General features: G+C 45.0%; 14 protein-coding genes. 3 read left to right on the top strand and 11 right to left on the bottom strand.

Going from position 1 to position 22,123, the window contains the following annotated elements; all coding sequences use genetic code 11:
• Positions 1-150: 150 nt before the first annotated feature.
• Both glmS and KHO06_RS01875 read right to left on the bottom strand, forming a co-directional pair.
• On the bottom strand, positions 151-1,983 hold the full coding sequence (gene glmS, locus KHO06_RS01880; RefSeq protein WP_005430450.1) for a glutamine--fructose-6-phosphate transaminase (isomerizing): 1,833 nt from the start codon (positions 1,981-1,983) through the stop codon (positions 151-153).
• A 115-nt stretch (positions 1,984-2,098) separates the two neighbouring features.
• Positions 2,099-2,860, bottom strand: coding sequence for a DeoR family transcriptional regulator (locus KHO06_RS01875; RefSeq protein ID WP_005430429.1), 762 nt, complete (start codon positions 2,858-2,860; stop codon positions 2,099-2,101).
• Positions 2,861-3,293: 433 nt separating this feature from the next.
• On the opposite strand from KHO06_RS01875, the gene pykF reads away from it, so the two are divergent.
• Both pykF and KHO06_RS01865 read left to right on the top strand, forming a co-directional pair.
• On the top strand, positions 3,294-4,706 hold the full coding sequence (pykF, locus tag KHO06_RS01870; protein ID WP_005528633.1) for a pyruvate kinase PykF: 1,413 nt from the start codon (positions 3,294-3,296) through the stop codon (positions 4,704-4,706).
• A 151-nt stretch (positions 4,707-4,857) separates the two neighbouring features.
• Entirely contained in the window at positions 4,858-5,535 is a 678-nt protein-coding gene (locus KHO06_RS01865) for a GntR family transcriptional regulator (protein ID WP_005430420.1), read from the top strand.
• 100 nt (positions 5,536-5,635) lie between these two features.
• On the opposite strand, the gene KHO06_RS01860 is transcribed toward KHO06_RS01865, so the two are convergent.
• The 9 genes from KHO06_RS01860 to KHO06_RS01820 all read right to left on the bottom strand — a co-directional run bounded on the left by KHO06_RS01860 (position 5,636) and on the right by KHO06_RS01820 (position 19,930).
• Positions 5,636-7,516 (bottom strand): diguanylate cyclase, encoded by a 1,881-nt coding sequence (locus KHO06_RS01860; protein ID WP_212582020.1) that lies wholly within the window; start codon positions 7,514-7,516, stop codon positions 5,636-5,638.
• A 112-nt stretch (positions 7,517-7,628) separates the two neighbouring features.
• Positions 7,629-8,123 (bottom strand): acetolactate synthase small subunit, encoded by a 495-nt coding sequence (gene ilvN / locus KHO06_RS01855; protein ID WP_005430438.1) that lies wholly within the window; start codon positions 8,121-8,123, stop codon positions 7,629-7,631.
• Position 8,124: 1 nt separating this feature from the next.
• Positions 8,125-9,849: an acetolactate synthase 3 large subunit gene (locus KHO06_RS01850; RefSeq protein ID WP_212582019.1), complete on the bottom strand. Its 1,725-nt coding sequence runs from the start codon at positions 9,847-9,849 to the stop codon at positions 8,125-8,127.
• Positions 9,850-10,297: 448 nt separating this feature from the next.
• Positions 10,298-12,106, bottom strand: coding sequence for a long-chain fatty acid--CoA ligase (locus KHO06_RS01845; RefSeq protein ID WP_212582018.1), 1,809 nt, complete (start codon positions 12,104-12,106; stop codon positions 10,298-10,300).
• Positions 12,107-12,405: 299 nt separating this feature from the next.
• On the bottom strand, positions 12,406-13,365 hold the full coding sequence (gene calR, locus KHO06_RS01840) for a LysR family transcriptional regulator CalR (protein WP_005430441.1): 960 nt from the start codon (positions 13,363-13,365) through the stop codon (positions 12,406-12,408).
• Positions 13,366-13,896: 531 nt separating this feature from the next.
• Positions 13,897-14,943 carry an MJ1255/VC2487 family glycosyltransferase gene (locus KHO06_RS01835; RefSeq protein ID WP_005430440.1) on the bottom strand — a complete coding sequence of 349 codons (1,047 nt, stop codon included), beginning with the start codon at positions 14,941-14,943 and terminating at the stop codon, positions 13,897-13,899.
• Positions 14,944-14,946: 3 nt separating this feature from the next.
• Entirely contained in the window at positions 14,947-15,495 is a 549-nt protein-coding gene (locus tag KHO06_RS01830) for a phosphatase PAP2 family protein (RefSeq protein WP_212582017.1), read from the bottom strand.
• A gap of 210 nt (positions 15,496-15,705) precedes the next feature.
• The gene (locus KHO06_RS01825) at positions 15,706-16,497 is read right to left on the bottom strand and encodes an SH3 domain-containing protein (RefSeq protein WP_045419906.1); all 792 of its coding nucleotides are present in this window, start codon (positions 16,495-16,497) and stop codon (positions 15,706-15,708) included.
• Between the two features lie 241 nt (positions 16,498-16,738).
• Entirely contained in the window at positions 16,739-19,930 is a 3,192-nt protein-coding gene (locus KHO06_RS01820; RefSeq protein WP_212582016.1) for a thrombospondin type 3 repeat-containing protein, read from the bottom strand.
• Between the two features lie 581 nt (positions 19,931-20,511).
• Here KHO06_RS01820 and leuA point away from each other — a divergent pair.
• Positions 20,512-22,059: a 2-isopropylmalate synthase gene (gene leuA, locus KHO06_RS01815; RefSeq protein WP_010445640.1), complete on the top strand. Its 1,548-nt coding sequence runs from the start codon at positions 20,512-20,514 to the stop codon at positions 22,057-22,059.
• Positions 22,060-22,123: the final 64 nt, after the last annotated feature.

Below are 22,123 nucleotides of genomic sequence, written 5' to 3'. Positions count from 1 at the left end.
GGGCGGAACATATAATTAAGCCCGGTCAAATTTCAATCAATCTAACCGGGTTTAAAAAGTTTTCAACTTTAATATTTCAGTTTCAAATTTAATTGTTTAGTTTCAATCTTTATTGTCTTCCAACATAATATTAATCACACCTTGCATTGCTTACTCTACGGTTACCGCTTTCGCTAGGTTACGAGGTTGGTCTACGTCCGTACCTTTGATCAATGCTACGTAGTAAGACAGCAGCTGCATTGGGATGGTGTAGTAGATCGCCGCCGTGATTTCACTAACGTGTGGCATAGTGATGATCTTCATGGTCTCGTCACCTTCAAAACCTGCGTCAGCATCAGCAAATACGTAAAGCAGGCCACCACGCGCACGTACTTCTTCAACGTTTGATTTCAGTTTTTCTAGAAGATCGTTGCTTGGTGCAACAACAACCACTGGCATATCTGCATCGATCAACGCTAGGGGACCGTGCTTCAGTTCACCCGCCGCGTACGCTTCTGCGTGGATGTAAGAGATCTCTTTCAGTTTTAGAGACGCTTCCATCGCGATTGGGTAGAACTCACCACGACCTAGGAATAGTGTGTGGTGCTTATCGGCAAAATCGGTTGCCAGTGCTTCGATTTCTTTCTCGAAAGACAGCGCTGCGTTGATTTGCTGCGGCAGAGCGTGAAGCGCTTCTACGATCTCTTTTTCTTTCTCTTTGCTGATGCGGTTTTGTTGCTTACCTAGCGCTGTCACTAGCATTAGTAGCGCAGAAAGCTGAGTCGTGAACGCTTTGGTTGATGCTACACCGATTTCTACACCGGCACGGGTCATAAACGCGAAATCAGATTCACGAACCAGAGAAGAACCCGCTACGTTACAGATGGTCATTGCCGCCATGTAACCTTTCTCTTTTGCTAATCGAAGTGCTGCTAGCGTATCGGCTGTTTCACCAGACTGAGAAAGCGTGATCAATAGGCTGTTTGGACGCGTCACAAACTTGCGGTAACGGAATTCAGACGCGATTTCTACGTCACAGCTGACACCTGCAATGTCTTCGAACCAGTAACGTGCTGTCATACCTGCGTTGTAAGACGTACCACAAGCTACGATCTGTACGTGCTCTACTTTGCTTAGGATTTCTGCCGCGTTTACACCGATTGCCTCAGTAACAACAGAATCAGCCGTGATACGACCTTCCATTGTGTTGATCAGCGCTGTTGGTTGCTCGTAAATTTCTTTCTGCATGAAGTGACGGTATTGACCTTTATCACCCGCATCGTGTTCAGCGTTTGATTCGATAATTTCACGCTCTACACGCTCACCAGCCGCGTCAAATACAGTCACTTCGCGACGAGTGATCTCTGCAACATCACCTTCTTCTAGATACATGAAGCGACGTGTCACGTTAAGCAGTGCAAGTTGGTCAGAAGCAAGGAAGTTTTCACCCACACCAAAACCAATAACGATTGGGCTACCTGAACGTGCTACTACAATACGTGAAGGATCCTTACGATCCAGCGCTACTGTGCCGTATGCGCCATCCAGTTGTTTTGCTGTCTTCTGTACCGCTTCTAGTAGCGTTTCTGAAGTGCGAAGTTCCCACTCAACCATGTGTGCGATAACTTCAGTATCTGTTTGAGATTCGAAAACGTAACCGCGAGATTGAAGCAGTTCACGCAACTCTTCGTGGTTTTCGATAATACCGTTGTGTACCACCGCGATGTCACCAGACATGTGTGGGTGCGCGTTCGCTTCTGATGGCTCACCGTGAGTAGCCCAACGAGTGTGTGCGATACCCGTACCACCAACGACTTTCGCTTGGTCTACTGCGTCAGCTAACTCTTGAACCTTACCCAGACGACGAATACGCGTTAGGTTGGTTTCGCCATCAACAATCGCGACACCCGCAGAGTCATACCCGCGGTATTCCAGGCGGCGTAGGCCTTCAACCAAAATTTCTGCAACGTCTCGTTGTGCTACTGCACCTACGATTCCACACATGTGCTTATCTCCGTTTATTGTTTTGTTCTTCCCTGACCATGATTTCAAATAGAGGCAGCAAGCAAAGGCCTTTATCCAGAGGGAAGTGAAATATGAAACTGTTTACTTAATTAGATTAGGCGCAAATGACTTTTACGCCATGTTGTTCAATCTTTGCTCTGTGTTCTGGCTGCAACTCTGCATCGGTAACCAACACATCAATTTGGTCCCAAGCGAGTTCTAAGTTCGGGATCTTACGCCCCACTTTCTCAGACTCGATCATGACGATGACTTCACGAGACACCTCCGCCATGACTTTACTTAAGCCAACCAATTCATTAAACGTTGTGGTTCCGCGCTCTAGATCGATACCGTCAGCACCGATAAATAGCTGGTCAAAGTCGTAAGCTCTTAATACAGATTCGGCTACTTTGCCTTGGAAGGATTCTGAGTGCGTATCCCAAGTTCCGCCTGTCATTAACAGGGTTGGTTCGCTCTCTAATTCGTTAAGTGCATTGGCGACATGCAACGAGTTGGTCATAACAACCAAGCCTCGTTTGTCGTTTAATTGCTGAATCAGCGCCGCAGTCGTACTGCCACTGTCGATCACAATTCGGTTATGTTCACGAATCAGTGATGCGGCTGCTTTTGCTAGACTTAACTTTCGACTCGAAACAATTGGACTCAATTCTTCATGGATAACTTCCGTTGGAATAGAGATTGCACCACCATAACGGCGCAAAAGTTGTCCGTTTTTCTCCAAAGAAGCTAAGTCCTTTCTAATCGTGACCTCTGAGGTTTCAAATTTCTGTGCTAGCTCATCAACGCTAACTTCCCCAAGCTCATTTACTAGGTTAGAAATGGCGTGTCTTCTTAGTTGAGTGTTTCGTTTCGACATTTATGTTTTGATTTTAAGTTTCGATTTGAAATTTATTATAGTCAAAACGAAACTTTTAAGTCCATTTATTTCGATCCAAAAAATTAATATTTCTCGATAAAACCTTGTCCTAAGACAATTCTTAAACAGTGATATTGGATTCATTCGGTGGTAGAATTCGCCACCGAAAAGAAAAAAAATTACAGAATTGACGGTTATTTTTTTGCAACTTTCTGCATATAAAGTGGGATTAGTCACAAAAAGGTAACCATAATCGCCGATCTTTTAGTCATAAAATGACTAAACTTGGTGAAAGACTTACAGAATCTGAAGTTCCAATAATGTGGCGGAAAATCGGTGGGTGGCAGGCACTAAATGTCACCAAAAACGCCCCTACTTCAGACTAAACAACCGACTTTCAAATTGTAACTATACTTACCGGAGAGTATCTTCCATGAAAAAGACCAAAATCGTTTGTACGATTGGCCCTAAAACTGAATCTGTAGAGAAGCTAACTGAACTAGTAAACGCAGGCATGAACGTAATGCGTCTTAACTTCTCTCACGGTGACTACGCAGAGCACGGCACTCGTATCGCGAACTTCCGCCAAGTAATGGAAGCTACAGGCAAGCAACTTGCAATCCTTCTAGACACTAAAGGTCCAGAAATCCGCACAATCAAACTAGAAGACGGCAACGACGTTGATCTAGTAGCTGGTCAAGAATTCACTTTCACAACTGACATCTCAGTTGTAGGTAACAAAGACAAAGTTGCAGTAACTTACGCTGGTTTTGCTAACGACCTAAACGTTGGTAACACCATCCTAGTAGACGACGGTCTAATCGAAATGGAAGTGCTTGCAACTTCTGAAACTGAAGTTAAGTGTAAAGTTCTTAACAACGGTGCTCTAGGCGAAAACAAAGGTGTTAACCTTCCTGGCGTTTCTGTAAACCTACCTGCACTATCTGAAAAAGATAAGAACGACCTTAAATTCGGTTGTGAGCAAGGCGTTGACTTCGTAGCTGCTTCTTTCATCCGTAAAGCTTCTGACGTTCAAGAAATCCGTGAAGTACTTGCTGCAAACGGCGGCGAGAACATCCACATCATCTCTAAGATCGAAAACCAAGAAGGTGTTGATAACTTCGACGAGATCCTAGAGCTTTCTGACGGCATCATGGTTGCTCGTGGTGACCTAGGTGTTGAAATCCCGGCTGAAGAAGTAATCTTCGCTCAGAAAATGATGATCGAGAAGTGTAACCGTGCACGTAAGATGGTTATCACTGCAACTCAAATGCTTGATTCTATGATCAACAACCCACGTCCTACTCGTGCAGAAGCAGGCGACGTTGCTAACGCAGTAATGGACGGTACTGACGCAGTAATGCTTTCTGGTGAAACTGCTAAAGGTAAGTACCCAGTTGAAGCGGTAACTATCATGGCTCAAATCGCGAACCGTACTGATTCAGCTCTAAAAGCTGAGCTAGGTTCTCGTCTAGACAGCCCACGTCTACGCATCACTGAAGCAGTATGTAAAGGCGCAGTAGATACAGCTGAGAAACTAGCTGCTCCACTTATCGTTGTTGCAACTGAAGGCGGTAAATCTGCACGTTCAGTACGTAAGTACTTCCCAACTGCAAACATCCTAGCACTAACGACTAACACTAAGACTGCTGCACAGCTAGTTCTAACTAAAGGTGTTACTCCAGTAGTTGTTGATTCAATCGACAGCACTGACGCATTCTACGTAGCAGGTAAAGAACTTGCTCTAGAATCTGGTCTAGGTAACAAAGGCGACATCGTTGTTATGGTTTCTGGTGCTCTAGTAGCTTCAGGTACAACGAACACAGCTTCTGTACACGTTCTATAAGACTGAAGAATTCAATCATCAGTTCAATAAAAAAGAGGGCTTCAGCCCTCTTTTTTTATATATTTAATCTTGCCCTCATAATCAGTACGCTGTATTATCAATCACAACCGAACTACGTACTGTTTAGTTGTCGTCACGATAATAAAATTTCATGAGGTTGCTTGTGTCTAGTCCTACCCTTACCGACAAAGTTTCGAAAATGATCTGTCAGGACATCCTGACGGGTGAATTAAAACCAGGTCAAAAGCTTGTGGTTGCTGAGCTGAAACAGAAATACAACGTTGGTGCATCACCTATCCGCGAAGCACTTGTGCAACTGTCCTGGAGCAAGTATGTCAAACTTGAACCACAAAAAGGCTGTTGGGTTGCACCTGTATGCAAAAAAGAATTGAACGACTTATACGAAAGCCTTCGTGTGGTCTCTTCTGTACTGCTTAAGAAAGCAATCTTAGCGGGTGATGAAAGCTGGGAGCTGGACGTGCTGACTTCATACCACAAGCTATCACGCCTGAACTTTGATGAGACATTCTGCTGGAAAGAGTGGGAAGAGCGTCATCATCAGTTCCACGTCTCTCTGCTCGAAGGTGCCGATTCAAAGAACATGTTTGAGTTCTTTAGCGATCTGATTAACCAAATCAAACGCTACCGCTATTTTGCAATGCAAGCGGTAAGCTCAGAGAAAGATGCCCTATTCAATATCGATGAGCATGAGATGATCATGAAGTTGGTGCTGGCAAAGAACAGCGAAGAAGCCATGGATCTTTTAGATAAGCACTTACTGAGCTCAATGCAACGCATTGAAACGGTACTAGAGCTAGAGCCTGCTTAATTATATCGCCCAATAGATAGTAAAAAAATCGGGGCTATCCCGATTTTTTTTGTTTTGGAGAAACGCCTTCAGTGATGAACGTTTCCCACGGCTTACTTAGCTAAGCAATGTCATCGAAACTGTGACAAATAGACACTCGGTTACGCCCTGCACTTTTTGATTCGTACAGGGCAATATCTGCGCACTTATAGCTACGAGTGCGATCGGCAGTTAAATCACTATAACCAACACTTACCGTCACTGAGCCATCACCACTCAACTCGACAGCGACTCTCAAGCGATTTAATACCACTTCCGCTTCTTGTATCGTCGTGTGCGGCATGAGCACTGCAAACTCTTCACCACCAACACGAGCAACGAAGTCAGTATTCCTTACTCCGCTCAGTAATGTTTCCGCCACGCTGCAGATGACTCGATCTCCTTCATCATGGCCCATCTCATCGTTGATACGCTTAAAATGGTCAATATCAAACAGCGCTAAACAAGTGGTTGGCGTATTCGGATAACGCTCTAGCATATTGGCATGCTGAGACAGCTGCTCTTCAAACTTGCGTCGGTTCCAAAGATTGGTTAATCCGTCACGTTCACTTAAGTTACGCAACTTTTCTTCCAGTTCTTTACGCTCTGAGATATCCACTAACGAGGTTATGTAATAACTGACTTTACCCGACTTCGCCATAATGGCCTGAATACGCATAATGGCCGTAAACACATGATTAAGCTTAGTGCGGCAACGCACTTCCCCTTCCCATACTTGCTCCACGCCCAGTTTGTTCCAAATCGCGAGAATGTTTTCTAGGTCTTCAGGAATAAAAATTAGATTATGGGCATTCCAACCTCGTAATCGAGAAGACGAATAACCCATCATGTTTTCAAACTCCTGGTTCACCATCATAATGCGGTGTGAAGTATCTGAAATAACGACGGCAGTCATCCCATCTAGCGCAGCTCTCGCTAATTTAGACTCGATACTATGGCGACGGTAATGCAGTGCAAGAGAGGTAATCGGAAGTGCAAACACCAGCATTAAGCTGAGCACAAAAAACGCTTCTTGGACTAAGTCATCAATATCACGGTCCGCTCTCTCGAGCAGTTGTTCTTGCGAAAGATCGATAATTAAGTGGAGAGGCTCGCCTGGTACGAAGGCAATCGTATTGAATACAGTCAGGTTTTTACCGTTGTACTCATAGCCCATCTTCTCTGAGCCCATGTTTTGCCAAACATCGGGTTGCAATAAGCCAAAATTAAATCGAGAGCGATCTGGAATAATATCGCCATAAAGTTTTCCAGAGTATGGGCTTGCAACGTAGTAACCCGCTTGATTGAGCAACTCAATATTGAAGTCTCTGACCGGTGAGTAGTTCAAGCGAGACGATAGGTATTGCACATCGATATTCAGCACCAGGTAACCTTCACGTACACCATCCATTGCGACCGGCATCATAATGCGAACCGATGGTCTGTAAGGATACACAAGCGCGCCATTTTCTTGCTCTAGCTCGATCCCCCAAGAGCCAATCTGATCATTTTCCAGATTCTGCGCATATTGGAAATATTCTCGGTCTGATTTGTCTTGTAGCGTGCGGGCTGCGGCGGCCGTTCCAGTTTTGAAATCGTAATTAATCCGTACATTCTCTCGACCTTCGAGGTTGAGAAAACGGATTTGTCGGTACCATTTTTGGTTTACGGCAACCGAACTCCACACCTCTTCTAAGATGGCAAGATTCTTTGGATTTGGATGACGTAAGTAGTCGTAAAGGCTTTGGCTGTGACCGAGAAGATCACTGATGGAGGAAATCTGATCTTGAACGTTGTTATATTCGCGCTCAGAGTAAGCTAACTGGTGAAGGGCCTCTTTCGCGGTATTCTTGACGTTACTCGCTAGCAGAGTTTGATATTTCTGGTAGTAGTAGATTGAGATGAGCGCGCTAAAAAATAGCGTCGTCGCCAGCAAGGCGCTGACTAACTTCCTGACTTTCACGCGTTCTACTACTCACATTGTTTACGAAAACGTCAATTATATCATTATTTGTTATTTTCTAAACAAAAAGCCATCGATGAACGATGGCTTTTCTTAAATGCACTTGGTTTCATTAAGGTTTAAGGCAACGCTCTCCACGAGCAATACCAACCACACCACTACGAGCTACTTCCACGACTTCAGTCACTTCAGAAATCGCTTGGATAAAAGCATCCAGCTTCTCACTCGTACCCGCTAACTGAACTGTATACTGAGAAGCGGTCACATCCACGATTTGGCCACGAAAGATATCAGCCGTGCGCTTAACTTCAGCGCGAGCAAAACCACTTGCTTTGACCTTCACCATCATCAGCTCGCGCTCAATATGCTCGAACTCTGTCACTTCTTGAACTTTCAGCACATCAATCAATTTGTGCAGCTGCTTTTGGATTTGCTCAAGCTGCATTTCATCGGATGTGGTCGTGATGTTCAAACGCGATAACGTTTCATCATCGGTTGGTGATACGTTCAAAGACTCGATGTTGTAACCACGCTGCGAAAACAGACCAACAACACGAGACAAAGCACCAGGTTGGTTTTCCATTAGCAAAGAAATAATGTGTCTCATATTAAGTACGCTCCGTTTTGCTTAGCCACATCTTGTCCATACCCTCGCCTTTGATCTGCATTGGGTAAACGTGTTCGGTTTCATCTACGTTGATGTCGACAAACACCAAACGATCTTTCATGTCTAACGCTTTTTGTAGACCCGCTTCAAGCTGATCTGGCGTTTCGATACGAATACCGACGTGACCATAAGCTTCTGCAATCGCTGCAAAATCAGGAACAGAACTCATGTATGAATTGGAGTGACGACCTTGGTAAATAATGTCTTGCCACTGTTTTACCATGCCTAGGAATCGGTTGTTCAGGTTGATGATCTTCACAGGTATGTCGTATTGCATTGCTGTCGACAATTCTTGAATGTTCATCTGAATACTGCCGTCACCAGTCACCACCACCACTTCTTCTTCTGGCATCGCGAACTTCACGCCCATACCAGCAGGCAGACCGAAGCCCATGGTGCCAAGGCCACCAGAGTTGATCCAACGGCGTGGCTTATTAAATGGGTAGTAAAGCGCCGCAAACATTTGGTGCTGACCAACATCAGACGCCACGTAAGCATCACCATTGGTTAGCTTGTGTAGGGTTTCAATCACCTGTTGAGGCTTGATACGCTCAGGAGAGGTTTCGTAGGCCAGACACTGACGATCACGCCATATTTGGATCTCTTCCCACCACTGGGTGATCGCATCTTGATCGTTGCTGCTGCCTTGCTCTTTCAATAGGCCCATCATGGTTGCCAAGACTTTATCCGCCGAGCCTACGATTGGCAGATCCACTTTCACGTTTTTAGAAATGGAAGAAGGATCGATGTCAATGTGCATCACTTTGGCATTCGGACAGTACTTCTCTAGGTTGTTGGTGGTACGGTCGTCAAAACGGACCCCAATACCGAAGATAAGATCAGCTTCGTGCATCGCCATGTTGGCTTCGTAGGTACCATGCATGCCTAACATGCCCAGCGAGTTTTTATGTGTACCAGGGAAAGCACCTAACCCCATCAATGTACTTACCACAGGCAAGTTCAATTCATCTGATAGCGCTTGGATATGCTCATGGGCACCAGAAATAACGGCACCACCACCGATGTACAATACCGGCTTCTTCGCCTCAACAAGCGACTTCAATGCTTTTTTGATCTGACCTTTGTGACCTGATGTCGTCGGTTTGTATGAACGCATCGAAATGCTTTCTGGATACTCGTAAGGAAGCTTGATTTGCGGGTTCAAAATGTCTTTTGGCAAATCAATCACAACCGGACCAGGACGGCCAGTTGTCGAGATGTAAAACGCCTTTTTGATCGTCTCTGGAATGTCTTCTGCTTTTTTTACTAAGAAGCTGTGTTTCACTACTGGGCGCGATACACCCACGATGTCACACTCTTGAAAGGCATCATTACCAATCAGGTTGTTTGGCACGTTACCTGAAATGACGATCATTGGAATGGAGTCCATGTACGCCGTCGCAATACCCGTGATGGTATTGGTCGCGCCTGGACCCGAACATACCAGTACTACACCTGGCTTACCCGTTGCTCGGGCATAACCATCCGCCATATGAGTGGCAGCTTGTTCATGTCTTACTAGTACGTGTTTGATTTGATCGGTTTTGGCGTGCAAGGCATCGTAGATATCTAAAACGGAACCACCTGGGTAACCAAAGATTTGTTCTACGCTCTCTGCGATCAGAGATTGCACTACCATCTCTGCGCCTGACAACATTGCTGTCATAATTGCTCTCCTTACCAGTTTTCCTCACCGTAAGGCCAACGGTTTGGTCTGGTTTTACATAGTCTAGGTCTTATTCGTAGCCTAATAGAAATACTTCCACTTTTTCAGCTATGTCTTACGCCTGTCATAACAAAACGCAAGGTAACACAACAAATGTAACGTTTTATTATCAACGGGTCTAATGAGAGATAAATCAAATTTTAAACAAGATGCTATAAATTAGAACAAAGTCAGGGTTAGACGCTACCAATAGAGAGCATTTTAGAATCAACAAAATGTATACACTGAAAATAAAGTGAAAAATTTCACTAAAAATAGCGACCCGGAGTGTTTTTTTCTCTTTGTAGAGAGGAAAGAAGTGTGAAAAGCGGTCATAAAAAATCCCCAGCAGCACAATATTAGGCAACTGGGGACATTTTCATCAATCTGAAATCTAAGTCAGCTTAAGTTACTTTTTATCTGACTTTTCGTTGTACATTTCTTCGATTTCATCTTGGTATTTGTCGTTAATGACTTTACGGCGAAGTTTTTGTGTTGGGGTCAACTCACCATCATCCATCGAGAACGCTTTAGGCAACAGTTTGAATTTCTTAACCTGTTCAAACTTAGCCAGTTCTTTCTGAAGGTCATTAACACGCTTCTCAAGCATCTCGACAATTTGGTGGTGTTTGATCAACTCAACACGATCGTGGTACTTGATGTTCAGCTCTTTCGCGTACTCTTCTAGCGAGTCATAACAAGGAACGATAAGCGCGGATACAAACTTACGTGTATCAGCAATAACCGCGATCTGCTCGATGAAGTGGTCTTTACCAATTGCACCTTCTACGACCTGAGGTGCAATGTACTTACCGTTTGAGGTCTTCATCAGTTCTTTAATACGGTCAGTAATGAACAGGTTGCCATTCTCATCAATGTAGCCTGCATCACCCGTCTTCAAGAAACCATGCTCGTCGAATGTCTTCTCGGTCTCTTCTGGCATTTTGTAGTAGCCACGCATCACCATTGGACCACGAACTAAGATCTCGTTATTTTCTCCGATCTTAACTTGCGCACCCGGCATTGCCATACCGATAGAGCTTGGATCAAAACATTGGTCATCCCAACATGAAACCGTTGCTGTGGTTTCTGTCATGCCATAGCCAAGCTTCACGTTGATGCCAATTGCGTGGAAGAAGCGGCCAATTGTTTCATCCAACTTCGCACCACCACATGGCATGAAGTTAATGCGGCCACCAAGTAATGCACGTAGCTTGCTCAGAACCAGTTTATCCGCCAGAGCATACGACTTGCGCAGCATCAACGATGGCTTGCGACCTTCTTGATGACAAGCCGCCATCTTCGCGCCCATGTTTACGGCCCAAGTGAACATGATCTTACGGTGAACAGGTGCTCGTGACACTTTCTCATGAATAGCAGAGAAGATTTTCTCATAGAAGCGAGGTACTGCACTCATTACTGTCGGACGTACTTCGCTCAGCGCATCACGCACTTGCATCGTGTCTTGCAGATAACAGTTAGTTCCGCCCTTGTAGAGCACGTAGAATGTCCACGCACGTTCAAATACGTGTGATAGTGGTAGAAAACATAGCGATACGTCGTCTTCCGTCAAGCTTAGGCGTTGATCGTGACCTTCAAGCTGTGCAGAGATGTTAGCGTAATCCAACATCACGCCTTTTGGCTGACCTGTTGTGCCCGAAGTGTAAATCAGAGTCAGTAAATCATCTTCTTGTGCTTGCTCTAAGCGAACCTCAAGCTCAGCGTGCTGGCTATTGTCCCCCTTGGCAATAAAGTCTTGCCAAGACATCGCAAAGGCATGCTCACCCAGATCAATGTCGTCTGACATTGCAACGATAAGCTCAAGCTGCTGACATTCGTCAAAAATGCTAACGGCTGCTTCAAATTGAGGTTGCTCACCGACAAACAGCACTTTTACGTCTGCGTTATCGATGATGTAAGCAGACTGCGCTGCTGTGTTAGTTGGGTAAATCGGTACAGTCACGCCACGCAATTGCAACGCTGCAAAGTCAGCAATCGTCCACTGCGGCATATTGTTTGAGAAGATACCGATCTTATCTTGAACGCCCAATCCCTGAGCCAAAAGCGCAAGTGATAAAGCATCTACTTGCTGACCAAATTGCTCCCAAGTAATACCTTGCCATGTGTCGCCGACTTTATGTTTAAGCGCAACACGAGTACTACCCTTCGCAATTTGTTCACGAATACGTTTTACGATATGAAAATCTAACTTGGCCATTCTTTACATTACCTTTTGGCTTACAGGCGTAAGCTATTTGAGCGCACAAGTGTAACCTCGACGCTTAAAAACGCAACTGACCATTATCAAACTTATTATTATTAAGAGACGACTATCACTAATGAGAGCATAGCTCATGTTTGAGTGATGAAGGTTTAATCAACTTAAGTCGCTGTTTCAGCTGTCATTTGGTGGATATAAAAAGACCCCGAAAGACGGCAATCTCTCGGGGCCAAGGAATTGTAAAAATTGATGATTACAAATCCAGTCTGACCAGTTAGTCAGGCTAAAAAATCGGCTTATTTAAGTGCTACCACTTCACCACAAGTGATCATTAGCTGATCACGTAGCCAGATATGACCTTTGTCTTTCTCACTTGATTCGTGCCAGCTTAGGTAACCGCTGATTTCTTTGTTTTCAAATGGGAAATCTAGGATTTGCAGTTGGTCGCTGTTTACTGCGTTTTCAGCCATCCAACGTGGTGCGATAGTTACAAGCTCAGACTGGCTTACTACGTAAAGCAGGTTGCTTAGGCTTGAACCTTCGTACGCTGCTTGGCAATCAAGCTCGCGGTACGCTTGCTCAGAGAAGCTGCGTTGACCATGTACGCGTGAAAGTTTCGCGTGTTTTTCGTTGATCAGTTGCTCAGCTGATACACCGCCTTGAATGCGAGGGTGCGTCTTAGAAGCAATCACAACTAACTCATCTTTGAAGATTTCAGTGCTTGAGAAACCTTGGTCATCGAAACGAGCGTAGTCGATCACGAAGTCGATTTCTTGGTAGCGCATACGCTCTGAAAGAAGACGATCAAATTCCGCATCTAGGTGAAGTTGTACGCTTGGCGCCTGCTCATTGATGTTCGCCATAATGCGAGGTGCGAAACGCATGTCACACGGGCTACAAATCGCGAGCTTAAATAGACGAGTTGAAGACTCAGGTTGGAATACTGAGCTCGGTAATTCGTTGCGGATAAGTTGCAGTGCTTGGCGGATTGGGCCAAACAACTGACGAGCGCGTTGAGTTGGTTGAATACCACGACCCTGACGCATAAATAGCTCATCATTAAACATCACTTTTAGGCGAGCAACCGCGTTGCTTACCGCTGGTTGTGACATACCTAGATTGTGTGCTGCACGAGTAATATTTTGCTCTTGCATCACAGCATCAAATACAGTCAATAGATTTAAATCTACACCACGCAATGTGCTTTCCATACGGTAGCTAGCAATTGCGCTCATCGCGTCTTTTTTATCTAACATGGAGTGCGCCTCTTATGTAATCGTCAACTTGGTTCAATGAATTCTTAACGAATAGAATCCCTTCGCACACAGACGACCGTGGCTGGATTCGAATCATTTGTAAGGAATAGAAAACCGAATTTGTATTATATTTATCGTCCGGATATTTCCGGCTTGAACCGTACTATCAACTAATCGATTAAGGTTTATCAACTAGATTGATATTTAATCATTAAATTTTAGCCAATTAGGTATTTATCTATTAATTATCATAACCTTAAGAAAAACATAAAAAAGTATAAAACAACGAATTCAGAGATTTCTGACAACTTATTTAGCACGTAAATGACAATCTACAGGTAGCACTTTATTCATTTACTGAGATTATCGTTCGCATTTCAGTTCAAAAAGCAGCATCAATAGTTTGGTTCACAAAATGCACAAATCAGTTAAAGAGGCAGCGAAATTACCGTGAATAGAAATGATCATAGGGGCATAAAAATGCAGCCAATCAGGTCATGAGTGACTGCGAGTGTTCAGTACCAAAAGCGGCTAAAGACTGGATACATAGCTAGGAAAATCGACCTGCTCCCAGAGCTGCTCAGAGAGCTTTTCAGGTGCATCCCAAGCCCCTTGCAGTACCCAACTGGCAATCGCTTTTGCTACATCGGGATACTTCACACTTTCTGCTTGTTGTTCCTTTAGCCACTGACGCACTATCGAGATATCGAGATTGTCCATCGAAGTCGCCAGCCCAAGGTCCTCCAAAGTGGCGACATTACTCTGCTGTTCGAATTGCCCAGCTAACGGTTTGAGCAAAAGTTTCTTACCTAACGAAAGTGCCTCTGATGGCAGTTCAAAACCACCATTGGCAATCACACCACTGCAACGCTGCAGATGATGCTGGAAATTGGTATGACATAAAGGTCTCAACTCGATGTTTTCAATTCGCTCACACTCAATCACATTCGGGTGATAGCAAACAAAACTCTGCTGATTGAAATGAAACAGCAAGTCACTGATGTCTTCTATCGATTCAAACGGCAGATAAACCAACACAAAATCTTCATTGCCTGAGGCATGCTCAAGAGTATGTACAATCGGAGGAAGAATAGGTTGGTCAAAATGATACCAATGTAGTCCAAGATGATGCTGAGAAGGGGCAAAGTGTTCGATCACGGATTTATCAAACCAACTCGCCCCTTTCTGTGGTACGGGATAGCGAAAGGCGTTCTGGTGACTGATGCCGATACATGGCTTGTTTTGCTTGCGTGCAGCCCAAGCAGAGACTGGCTCAAAGTCGTTAATAACCAGATCATAAGAAGAGAGATCAAGATGCTGCACTTCTTTGAAAAACTGAATCAGATTGTTGTTCAGCGCCGTTTTGGTGTAGTTCACTGAGCCCTTTTCTGTGACAAAAGTGAAACCACGCCTTGTCTGATAATCACCAAATGCTTCCATCGAGAAGTATTTGTCTGGTTCACGGCCTGAGAAGAGAAAGTCCACCTGCACCTCGTGTGCTTTAAATGCCTCACTCATTGCTCGTGCCCGAGCAATATGGCCGTTCCCCGTACCTTGGACACCGTAAAGGATTTTCATCAATTAGCCTCCCACTATGGCTAGCGCAATAGAACCACAAAGGCTGCCTAACAGCGCGCCGATGATGATATCTGTGAAAAAATGCACTCCAAGCAGAATGCGCGAAATACCAATTAGCCCTGCCCAAACGAAAGCAAACGTGCCCAGTTCGGGATAAAAATGATTGATGAGCGTCGCCATCACGAAACCTGCAGCCGTGTGGCCTGAGGGGAGACTGTAGCGATCAGAGGGGGTTATAAACGCAGGAAGCAATGCGCTAAGTTCTTCAGGACGACGGCGTTTAAAACTGTTTTTTAACGCCCAGTAGATTGGCAGCTCTATGGCAAACGCAATGAGTCCAGCGAGCAAGAACCATTGCCCTTGCTGCTTATCAAGAAACCACGCTAGCAGGCCCAGCACCAAGTAGAGATGCCCATCTCCACTGTTTGATACGCCTTTACTGATATTAGCGACTTGTTGATTGAAGCGGTGCTGCAAACACAGACTGGAGAATGCCAAATCGAATTTAGCAATACTTGCTATTGGTTGGGTTATTGTCTCTAAAGCTCGCATGTAACTGTCCTTTACTTTGACAACGACTTTGTATGAAAAGTAGGCGTTGAAAGTGACAACTACATGACGGGAACTTGGACAATTAATGACAACGACCAAGCATAGGGAGAAGAGAAGAAAAAGGGGACAAAATAGCTTTATTGAAAAGCTCGGCGATAACTGAATTATCGACCGAACTTTTCACCTTAGGGTGTTATCTATGATTTGTCGTTAGGACGGGTTGGCATTCGCCACTGGCACATCGATATACCAGACTTTGCGTTGCTTTCGACAAGCTCTCAACGCGCCCTTCGTAATGTGACCATCTTTGGTCAACTCGTAGCTCAGGTCACGGCAAGTGTAGCTACCGAACAACTCATTATCTTTGGATTTCTCTGCCGATGGAGCCTCACTACTTAGCAAAGGGTTCGGCTTGATGGAAAGAATATCGCGATTTACGACGTTGCTGCGCGCATAGTCTTTGTGTACATAACCGCGGATCATGCCTTTTTGTTCAACCAAGAGCCAAGGTTCACCTTCCACTTTCGCTAAGGCATTAAACACTTCCCCTTTACTTAACTCTCCCAACTTCTCTCCTTGTAAGCTCGGTTTAGCGCGTAAGTTGAGTGTGGTTTTAGAACGATAGGACACATCCATAAATTCAAGTGTACTAGAGGTATCCACCCCCTCGACAACCGGGCGACTCACTTCAGCCTCTTTCCATTGATTTGGCTGAACGCGAATCTTCCACCAGGTGTAAGTGTCGGGATCTTTGCCTTTAAACTTATCACGGTTATCTGATTCCAATGCCACCAGCATCTGGTTCAAAAACGACTCTCGACCATCTTCACTCAAATACTGATCCATCTGATGATTGATCGCCATAACACTTTTTGCATGGTCATCTTTCATCACAGAAGAAGTCGTTTGTGTCGGTGCTCCAAACTGTAACAACTGGCAACCAGACAAAGAGATCACCGCTAAAGCCAGAGCAGAACGTCCAAATTGTTTTGCCAAATTCATTAATCCCTAACCTGTTTGTGCTAAAACTCTACAAATGCAACCGCTCTACTATAAAACGCTCTGATAGAAAGATACCAACCAATTGATCCCTTTGTGTGATAGCTCGCAAAGCATGCGGTATAAAACCGTCCTCTCCAGCGCTCTTCTCATCATTAAGACACCAGCCCCACGGCTTTGGTAGCATTTAACAAGCCAATGAGATCAAAAAAAGCGGCTACCAAAGTAACCGCTTTCCGACTCGTTAGTGATTGGTTGAAGTTCGGTTCCAAACCTCGGTTGACCAAGTATTGTTGCTTCGCTCTCTCTGCACAATACCCTTACTATCGTAGCTATCGACCTGTCGTTGCCACTCGGTCATATCGTCTAGTTTTGTGCCTGATTCATCGAAGTATTCCGATGTACTGTAGCTAAACTGCTGGCATACCTCAGCTTGATACTGCTGTCCGTCCACATCGTAATTGATCGTTTTCTTACCTGCGTAGGTTTGGCTGTACATCACCTTACCAGAGCGCCAATCCACCAACTGATCGCCATCGACGTCACTGCCGTACTGAGTGGAGGGATCGTGGATAGAAAACTGACTGTAAGTCACATTAGGAATTCGATAGTAAGCATTCTCACTCCAGCCTAAGGTTTCGGTTGTTCTAGAACCCCACTTGATATCAACATCGCTGTTTGGTTCATAGCCCTCAATACCCAGCCAATCCCCATTCTGCGCAATATGATAATGCTCAGTGAACCATGGTGAGCCATCTAGTAGCGTCGCAAACAATTGCTCTAAACGAACGCTCATATCGTGCCACTGGTAATTTTCATTCGCTAACAGGTGCCACTCATAGTTCGCTTCCTGTTCCACATACTCACTAAACTCATTGAAACGCGAACGGGTCATTCTGTAGGAGTTAACATCACCGGTTTGAGCAACATACTCCCCTCCTTCTAGCGATGCTAAACACTGCTCGAATGTCACAAACTCACCTTCAGGAACTCTAGAGAGCATTGGGTCTTTACCATAAGCTTGATTATTGATTGTGAAGCCTTCTAGCTGCTTGACGTAGTTGCTCCAGCCCCAAACAGGTGTCACTTTTTCCTCGTCTGCATACTCCATATATGAACGTTCACTTTTCACTACCAGATTTTGGCTAGCGGTGTAGTTTGTCGTTGTCTCTGAAATATATACTGGTGCAGGCTCGTTGCTACCATCATTGTCTACAAAGGCATAGTTGCCCTCATGCCCTGAAACACACACTTCAACGAGAGTACCATCCACATTTAAAATATCTTTTCCTTGGTAGAACAACGTGGTGGCGTTTTGATTAAAGGTTGGAGACTCGGCATTGGTGTTCCATTTATGGATACGAGTGTAATCAACAACAAGTGGGGTATTGAGTGCCACGTCGTGATCTTGCTGAATCGTAGGGACAAAACCCCACCAGCGATAGTAGGTATCATGGAAGCCGTAATACATACCACTTACCGCATCGGTATACTCTAACTCTGCAATCGGATCCCATTCACTGACAGCACCACCAAAATCAGGCGTCACTTGGGTAACATGGAAGGTTCGATCCGATAGCAATCCATTAGGTAACCCTGATTGCTGGCCAAGTAAGATTTCTGTTTGAGAAAACTGTTGGGTGTCGCCATTGTTCATTTCACGCGTAATGGAATAAAGCTTACTGTCTCTCGTTTCATCGACCGGAACTGTGGCAAACTGACCTTCCGGTAAAGAGGCAATACACTGCGCTAGAGTGTTGGGTACATTTAGAGCCTCGAGAGGCTGATTGTCTTCGTTATCTAAGTAACCGTCTCCATCATCATCATTGTCTGCATTGTTACCAATACCATCCCCATCGGTATCAAGCGTTTCCGTCGGGTCGTTTGGCAAGGCATCAGCATTATCGCCTACACCATCTTTATCACTGTCTTTAGATTCTGACGCATCATTTGGGAAGGCATCGCTGTTGTCGCCGACGCCATCTTTATCACTGTCTTTAGACTCTGTGGCATCACTTGGGAACGCATCGCTGTTGTCACCGACACCATCTTTATCGCTGTCTTTAGACTCTGTAGCATCACTTGGGAACGCATCGCTGTTGTCGCCGACGCCATCTTTATCGCTATCTTTAGATTCTGATGCATCAGTTGGGAAGACATCACTATTGTCGCCGACACCATCTTTGTCGCTGTCTTTAGATTCAGATGCATCATTTGGGAAGGCATCACTATTGTTGCCAATGCCATCTTTATCGCTGTCTTTTGATTCTGATGCATCAGTTGGGAAAACATCGCTATTGTCGCCAACACCGTCTTTATCACTGTCTTTTGACTCTGATGCATCACTTGGGAAAACATCGCTATTGTCGCCAACGCCGTCTTTATCGCTGTCTTTAGACTCTAATGGATCATTTGGAAATGCATCGCTGTTGTCACCAATGCCATCCTTATCACTGTCTTCCGATTCCGATGCATCAGTCGGGAAGACATCACTGTTATCTCCGACACCATCTTTATCGCTGTCTTTTGTTTCTGAGGGATCGTTAGGGAAAGCATCAGCATTATCACCAACGGTGTCTTTATCTGTGTCCTTGCTCTCACTTGGGTCGAGAGGGAAAAGATCTTGGTTATCCCCTACCTGATCACCGTCACTGTCGTACCATTCAGTATCATCATTAGGAAAGGCATCAAGCGCATCAATAATAAGATCGCCATCACTGTCATGAGTGGAAACTAGCGTCAACTCATTCGTTTCAGGATCTTTAATGACGATATGATCATCAGCAGCATTCTCAACCAAAAGGTTCACTTGCTCAGAATCTGCGATAATGTTTTGGGCTTGTTCAAGCTCTTGAACAGAATCAGGCATCGCGCCAGAAGCGACTAGAGAGACCGCACTTTTTTGTACTTTCTTTGCCTCTTCAGTTTGAGTTGCAATATAGTCAGCAACTACCACGCTTTCACTCACCCCAAGTGCTTTCGCTACTTCACTCACCGCTTGTTGGTAAGCATCCGTTTCGCCAGCCTTAGTGCGCACTTTGGCTTCAATCAACGTCGTTAAAGGCGTCACAACCTTACCTTGATAGGCGGTCATAAGTAGATCGTGAGCAAGGGGTTTTCCATGATCTAAATCGATCGCCACACCCGCTTCAGCATAGGTAATGAGCTGATAGTTATTAATGTCATCAATTTGAGTGAGATCCAGAGACACCGCGCCAGTTTCATCGGTGGTACCACTCACTTCCCCATCTTCCAAAATGTAGTTAACGCTGTCTTTTCTCTCCAACCACACTTTCGCATTTTGAATGTAACCATCAATCACCTTAACGGTTAACACATTGTCGGTAACTGGCGGCGGATTAGAATCGTCACCACCACAGGCAGATAGAACCAAAGTACTGCTGATCGCCAATGCAACTCGGGATTTATAGAACATAACTCACCATCCTTGATTAATTTGCCCTCCATTTTAAATCTCTCTTTACTAGCTGAAAGCCATTCACCCAACTAATAATAAGATCTCAATCGAAAACAATTGAGAAACATAGGGCAACTATAACTTGGCAAAACATATAGTTACACTTGGTATTAAAGAGCAATAACCGTCTATATTAAAAGCTATTGTGAGACTCACGATCCTCACCCTCTGAACGAAATAAAAACGATTCATGCTGCGAATACTGACCAACACCTGAACCGCCTAAGAAAGTCATTAACAGAAATCCACTCATCCGATATGAATAAAAAATCGACTTTAGGGTTGACGTGCTCCATTGAGTGCGGTACTAATTTGTTAACTTAATTTTGTGGAATGCTTAACAACTATGTCAGCACGTTTTTCTATCCTGCTTAGCCTCCTCCTTATCGTGACCAATTCGCGCGGGTAGGCTGTGGAAGAAAAATAACCACACCAATTTCTAAAAAACCCGCATGCAAATGCGGGTTTTTTTATATCTAAATACCGGAAGTAAACGATTAAATTGCACGAAAAGTGCAGAAATCATGAAGGAAGCAAACATGAACGATCAGGTCATTATATTCGACACCACATTGCGTGATGGCGAACAAGCGTTGTCAGCAAGCTTGACGGTTAAAGAAAAACTGCAGATTGCCTATGCGCTGGAAAGGCTAGGCGTTGATGTTATCGAAGCGGGTTTTCCTGTTTCTTCTCCGGGTGATTTCGAGTCCGTACAAACCATCGCAAAACACATTAAAAACAGCCGAGTTTGTGCCCTTTCGCGTGCCGTTGCGAAAGACATCGATGCTGCCGCTGAAGCGCTAAAAGTCGCAGACGCATTCCGAATCCACACTTTCATCTCGACTTCGACTGTTCACGTTCAAGACAAACTGCGCCGCAGCTACGACGATGTTGTAGAAATGGGCGTGAAAGCCGTAAAACACGCACGTAACTACACCGATGACGTTGAGTTTTCTTGTGAAGATGCTGGTCGCACCCCTATCGACAACCTATGTCGTATGGTTGAAGCGGCTATCGATGCTGGCGCAAGCACCATCAATATCCCAGATACCGTTGGCTACACAGTACCAAGTGAATTTGGCGGCATCATTGAGACCCTATTCAACCGCGTACCAAACATCGACAAGGCAATCATCTCTGTTCACTGTCACGATGACTTGGGTATGTCTGTTGCCAACTCTATCGCAGCCGTGCAAGCAGGTGCTCGTCAGGTAGAAGGGACTATCAACGGCATCGGTGAGCGTGCGGGTAACTGTTCTCTTGAAGAAATCGCGATGATCCTAAAAACGCGCCAAGAGTTCATGGGTGTGCATACGGGTCTAAAACACGACGAAATCCACCGTACCAGCAAGTTGGTCAGCCAGCTTTGTAACATGCCAATCCAGAGCAACAAAGCTATCGTTGGTGCTAACGCGTTCAGCCACTCTTCAGGTATTCACCAAGATGGCATGCTAAAGAACAAGAACACTTACGAGATCATGACGCCTGAGTCGATTGGCCTTAAGAACCAAGCATTGAACCTAACCAGTCGCAGCGGCCGCGCTGCGGTTAAGAGTCACATGGACGCAATGGGCTACAAAGAAGAAGAGTACAACCTAGATGCGTTGTACGAGGACTTCTTGAAGCTTGCTGACCGCAAAGGTCAGGTGTTCGACTACGATCTAGAAGCACTAATGCACTTCTCGAACTTGCGTGAAGAAGACGATTTCTACAAGTTGAACTACCTAAGCGTGCAATCTGGCAGCGTAATGGCGACCACCAGCGTCAAAATGCAATGTGGCGATGAAGAAATGTGTGAAGCTGCCGTCGGTAATGGTCCGGTTGATGCGCTATACCAATGTATCTACCGCGTGACAGGTTACGAGATCGTCCTAGACAAGTTCGACCTAACCGCAAAAGGCGAAGGTGAAGACGGTCTGGGCCAAGCAGATATCATCGCCAACTACAAAGGCCGCAAGTACCACGGAACTGGCGTTTCTACCGACATTGTAGAAGCATCTGGCCAAGCGCTATTGCACGTCATCAACAGCATTCATCGTGCCGATAAGATTGAAGAGATGAAGCAAAAGAGAATTGCGACGGTTTAATCATTAATTCAAGGAGCTTGAGTCCCACAGCGCAGGCTCCAACCAAATTCGTTTTAGACAAACT

This window comes from Vibrio sp. B1FIG11 (assembly GCF_905175335.1).
In the GTDB taxonomy this organism is placed as follows: Bacteria; Pseudomonadota; Gammaproteobacteria; order Enterobacterales; family Vibrionaceae; genus Vibrio; species Vibrio campbellii.
Note: the sequence above shows the minus strand (reverse complement) of the source record. Positions and strands in the feature narration are given on the sequence as shown.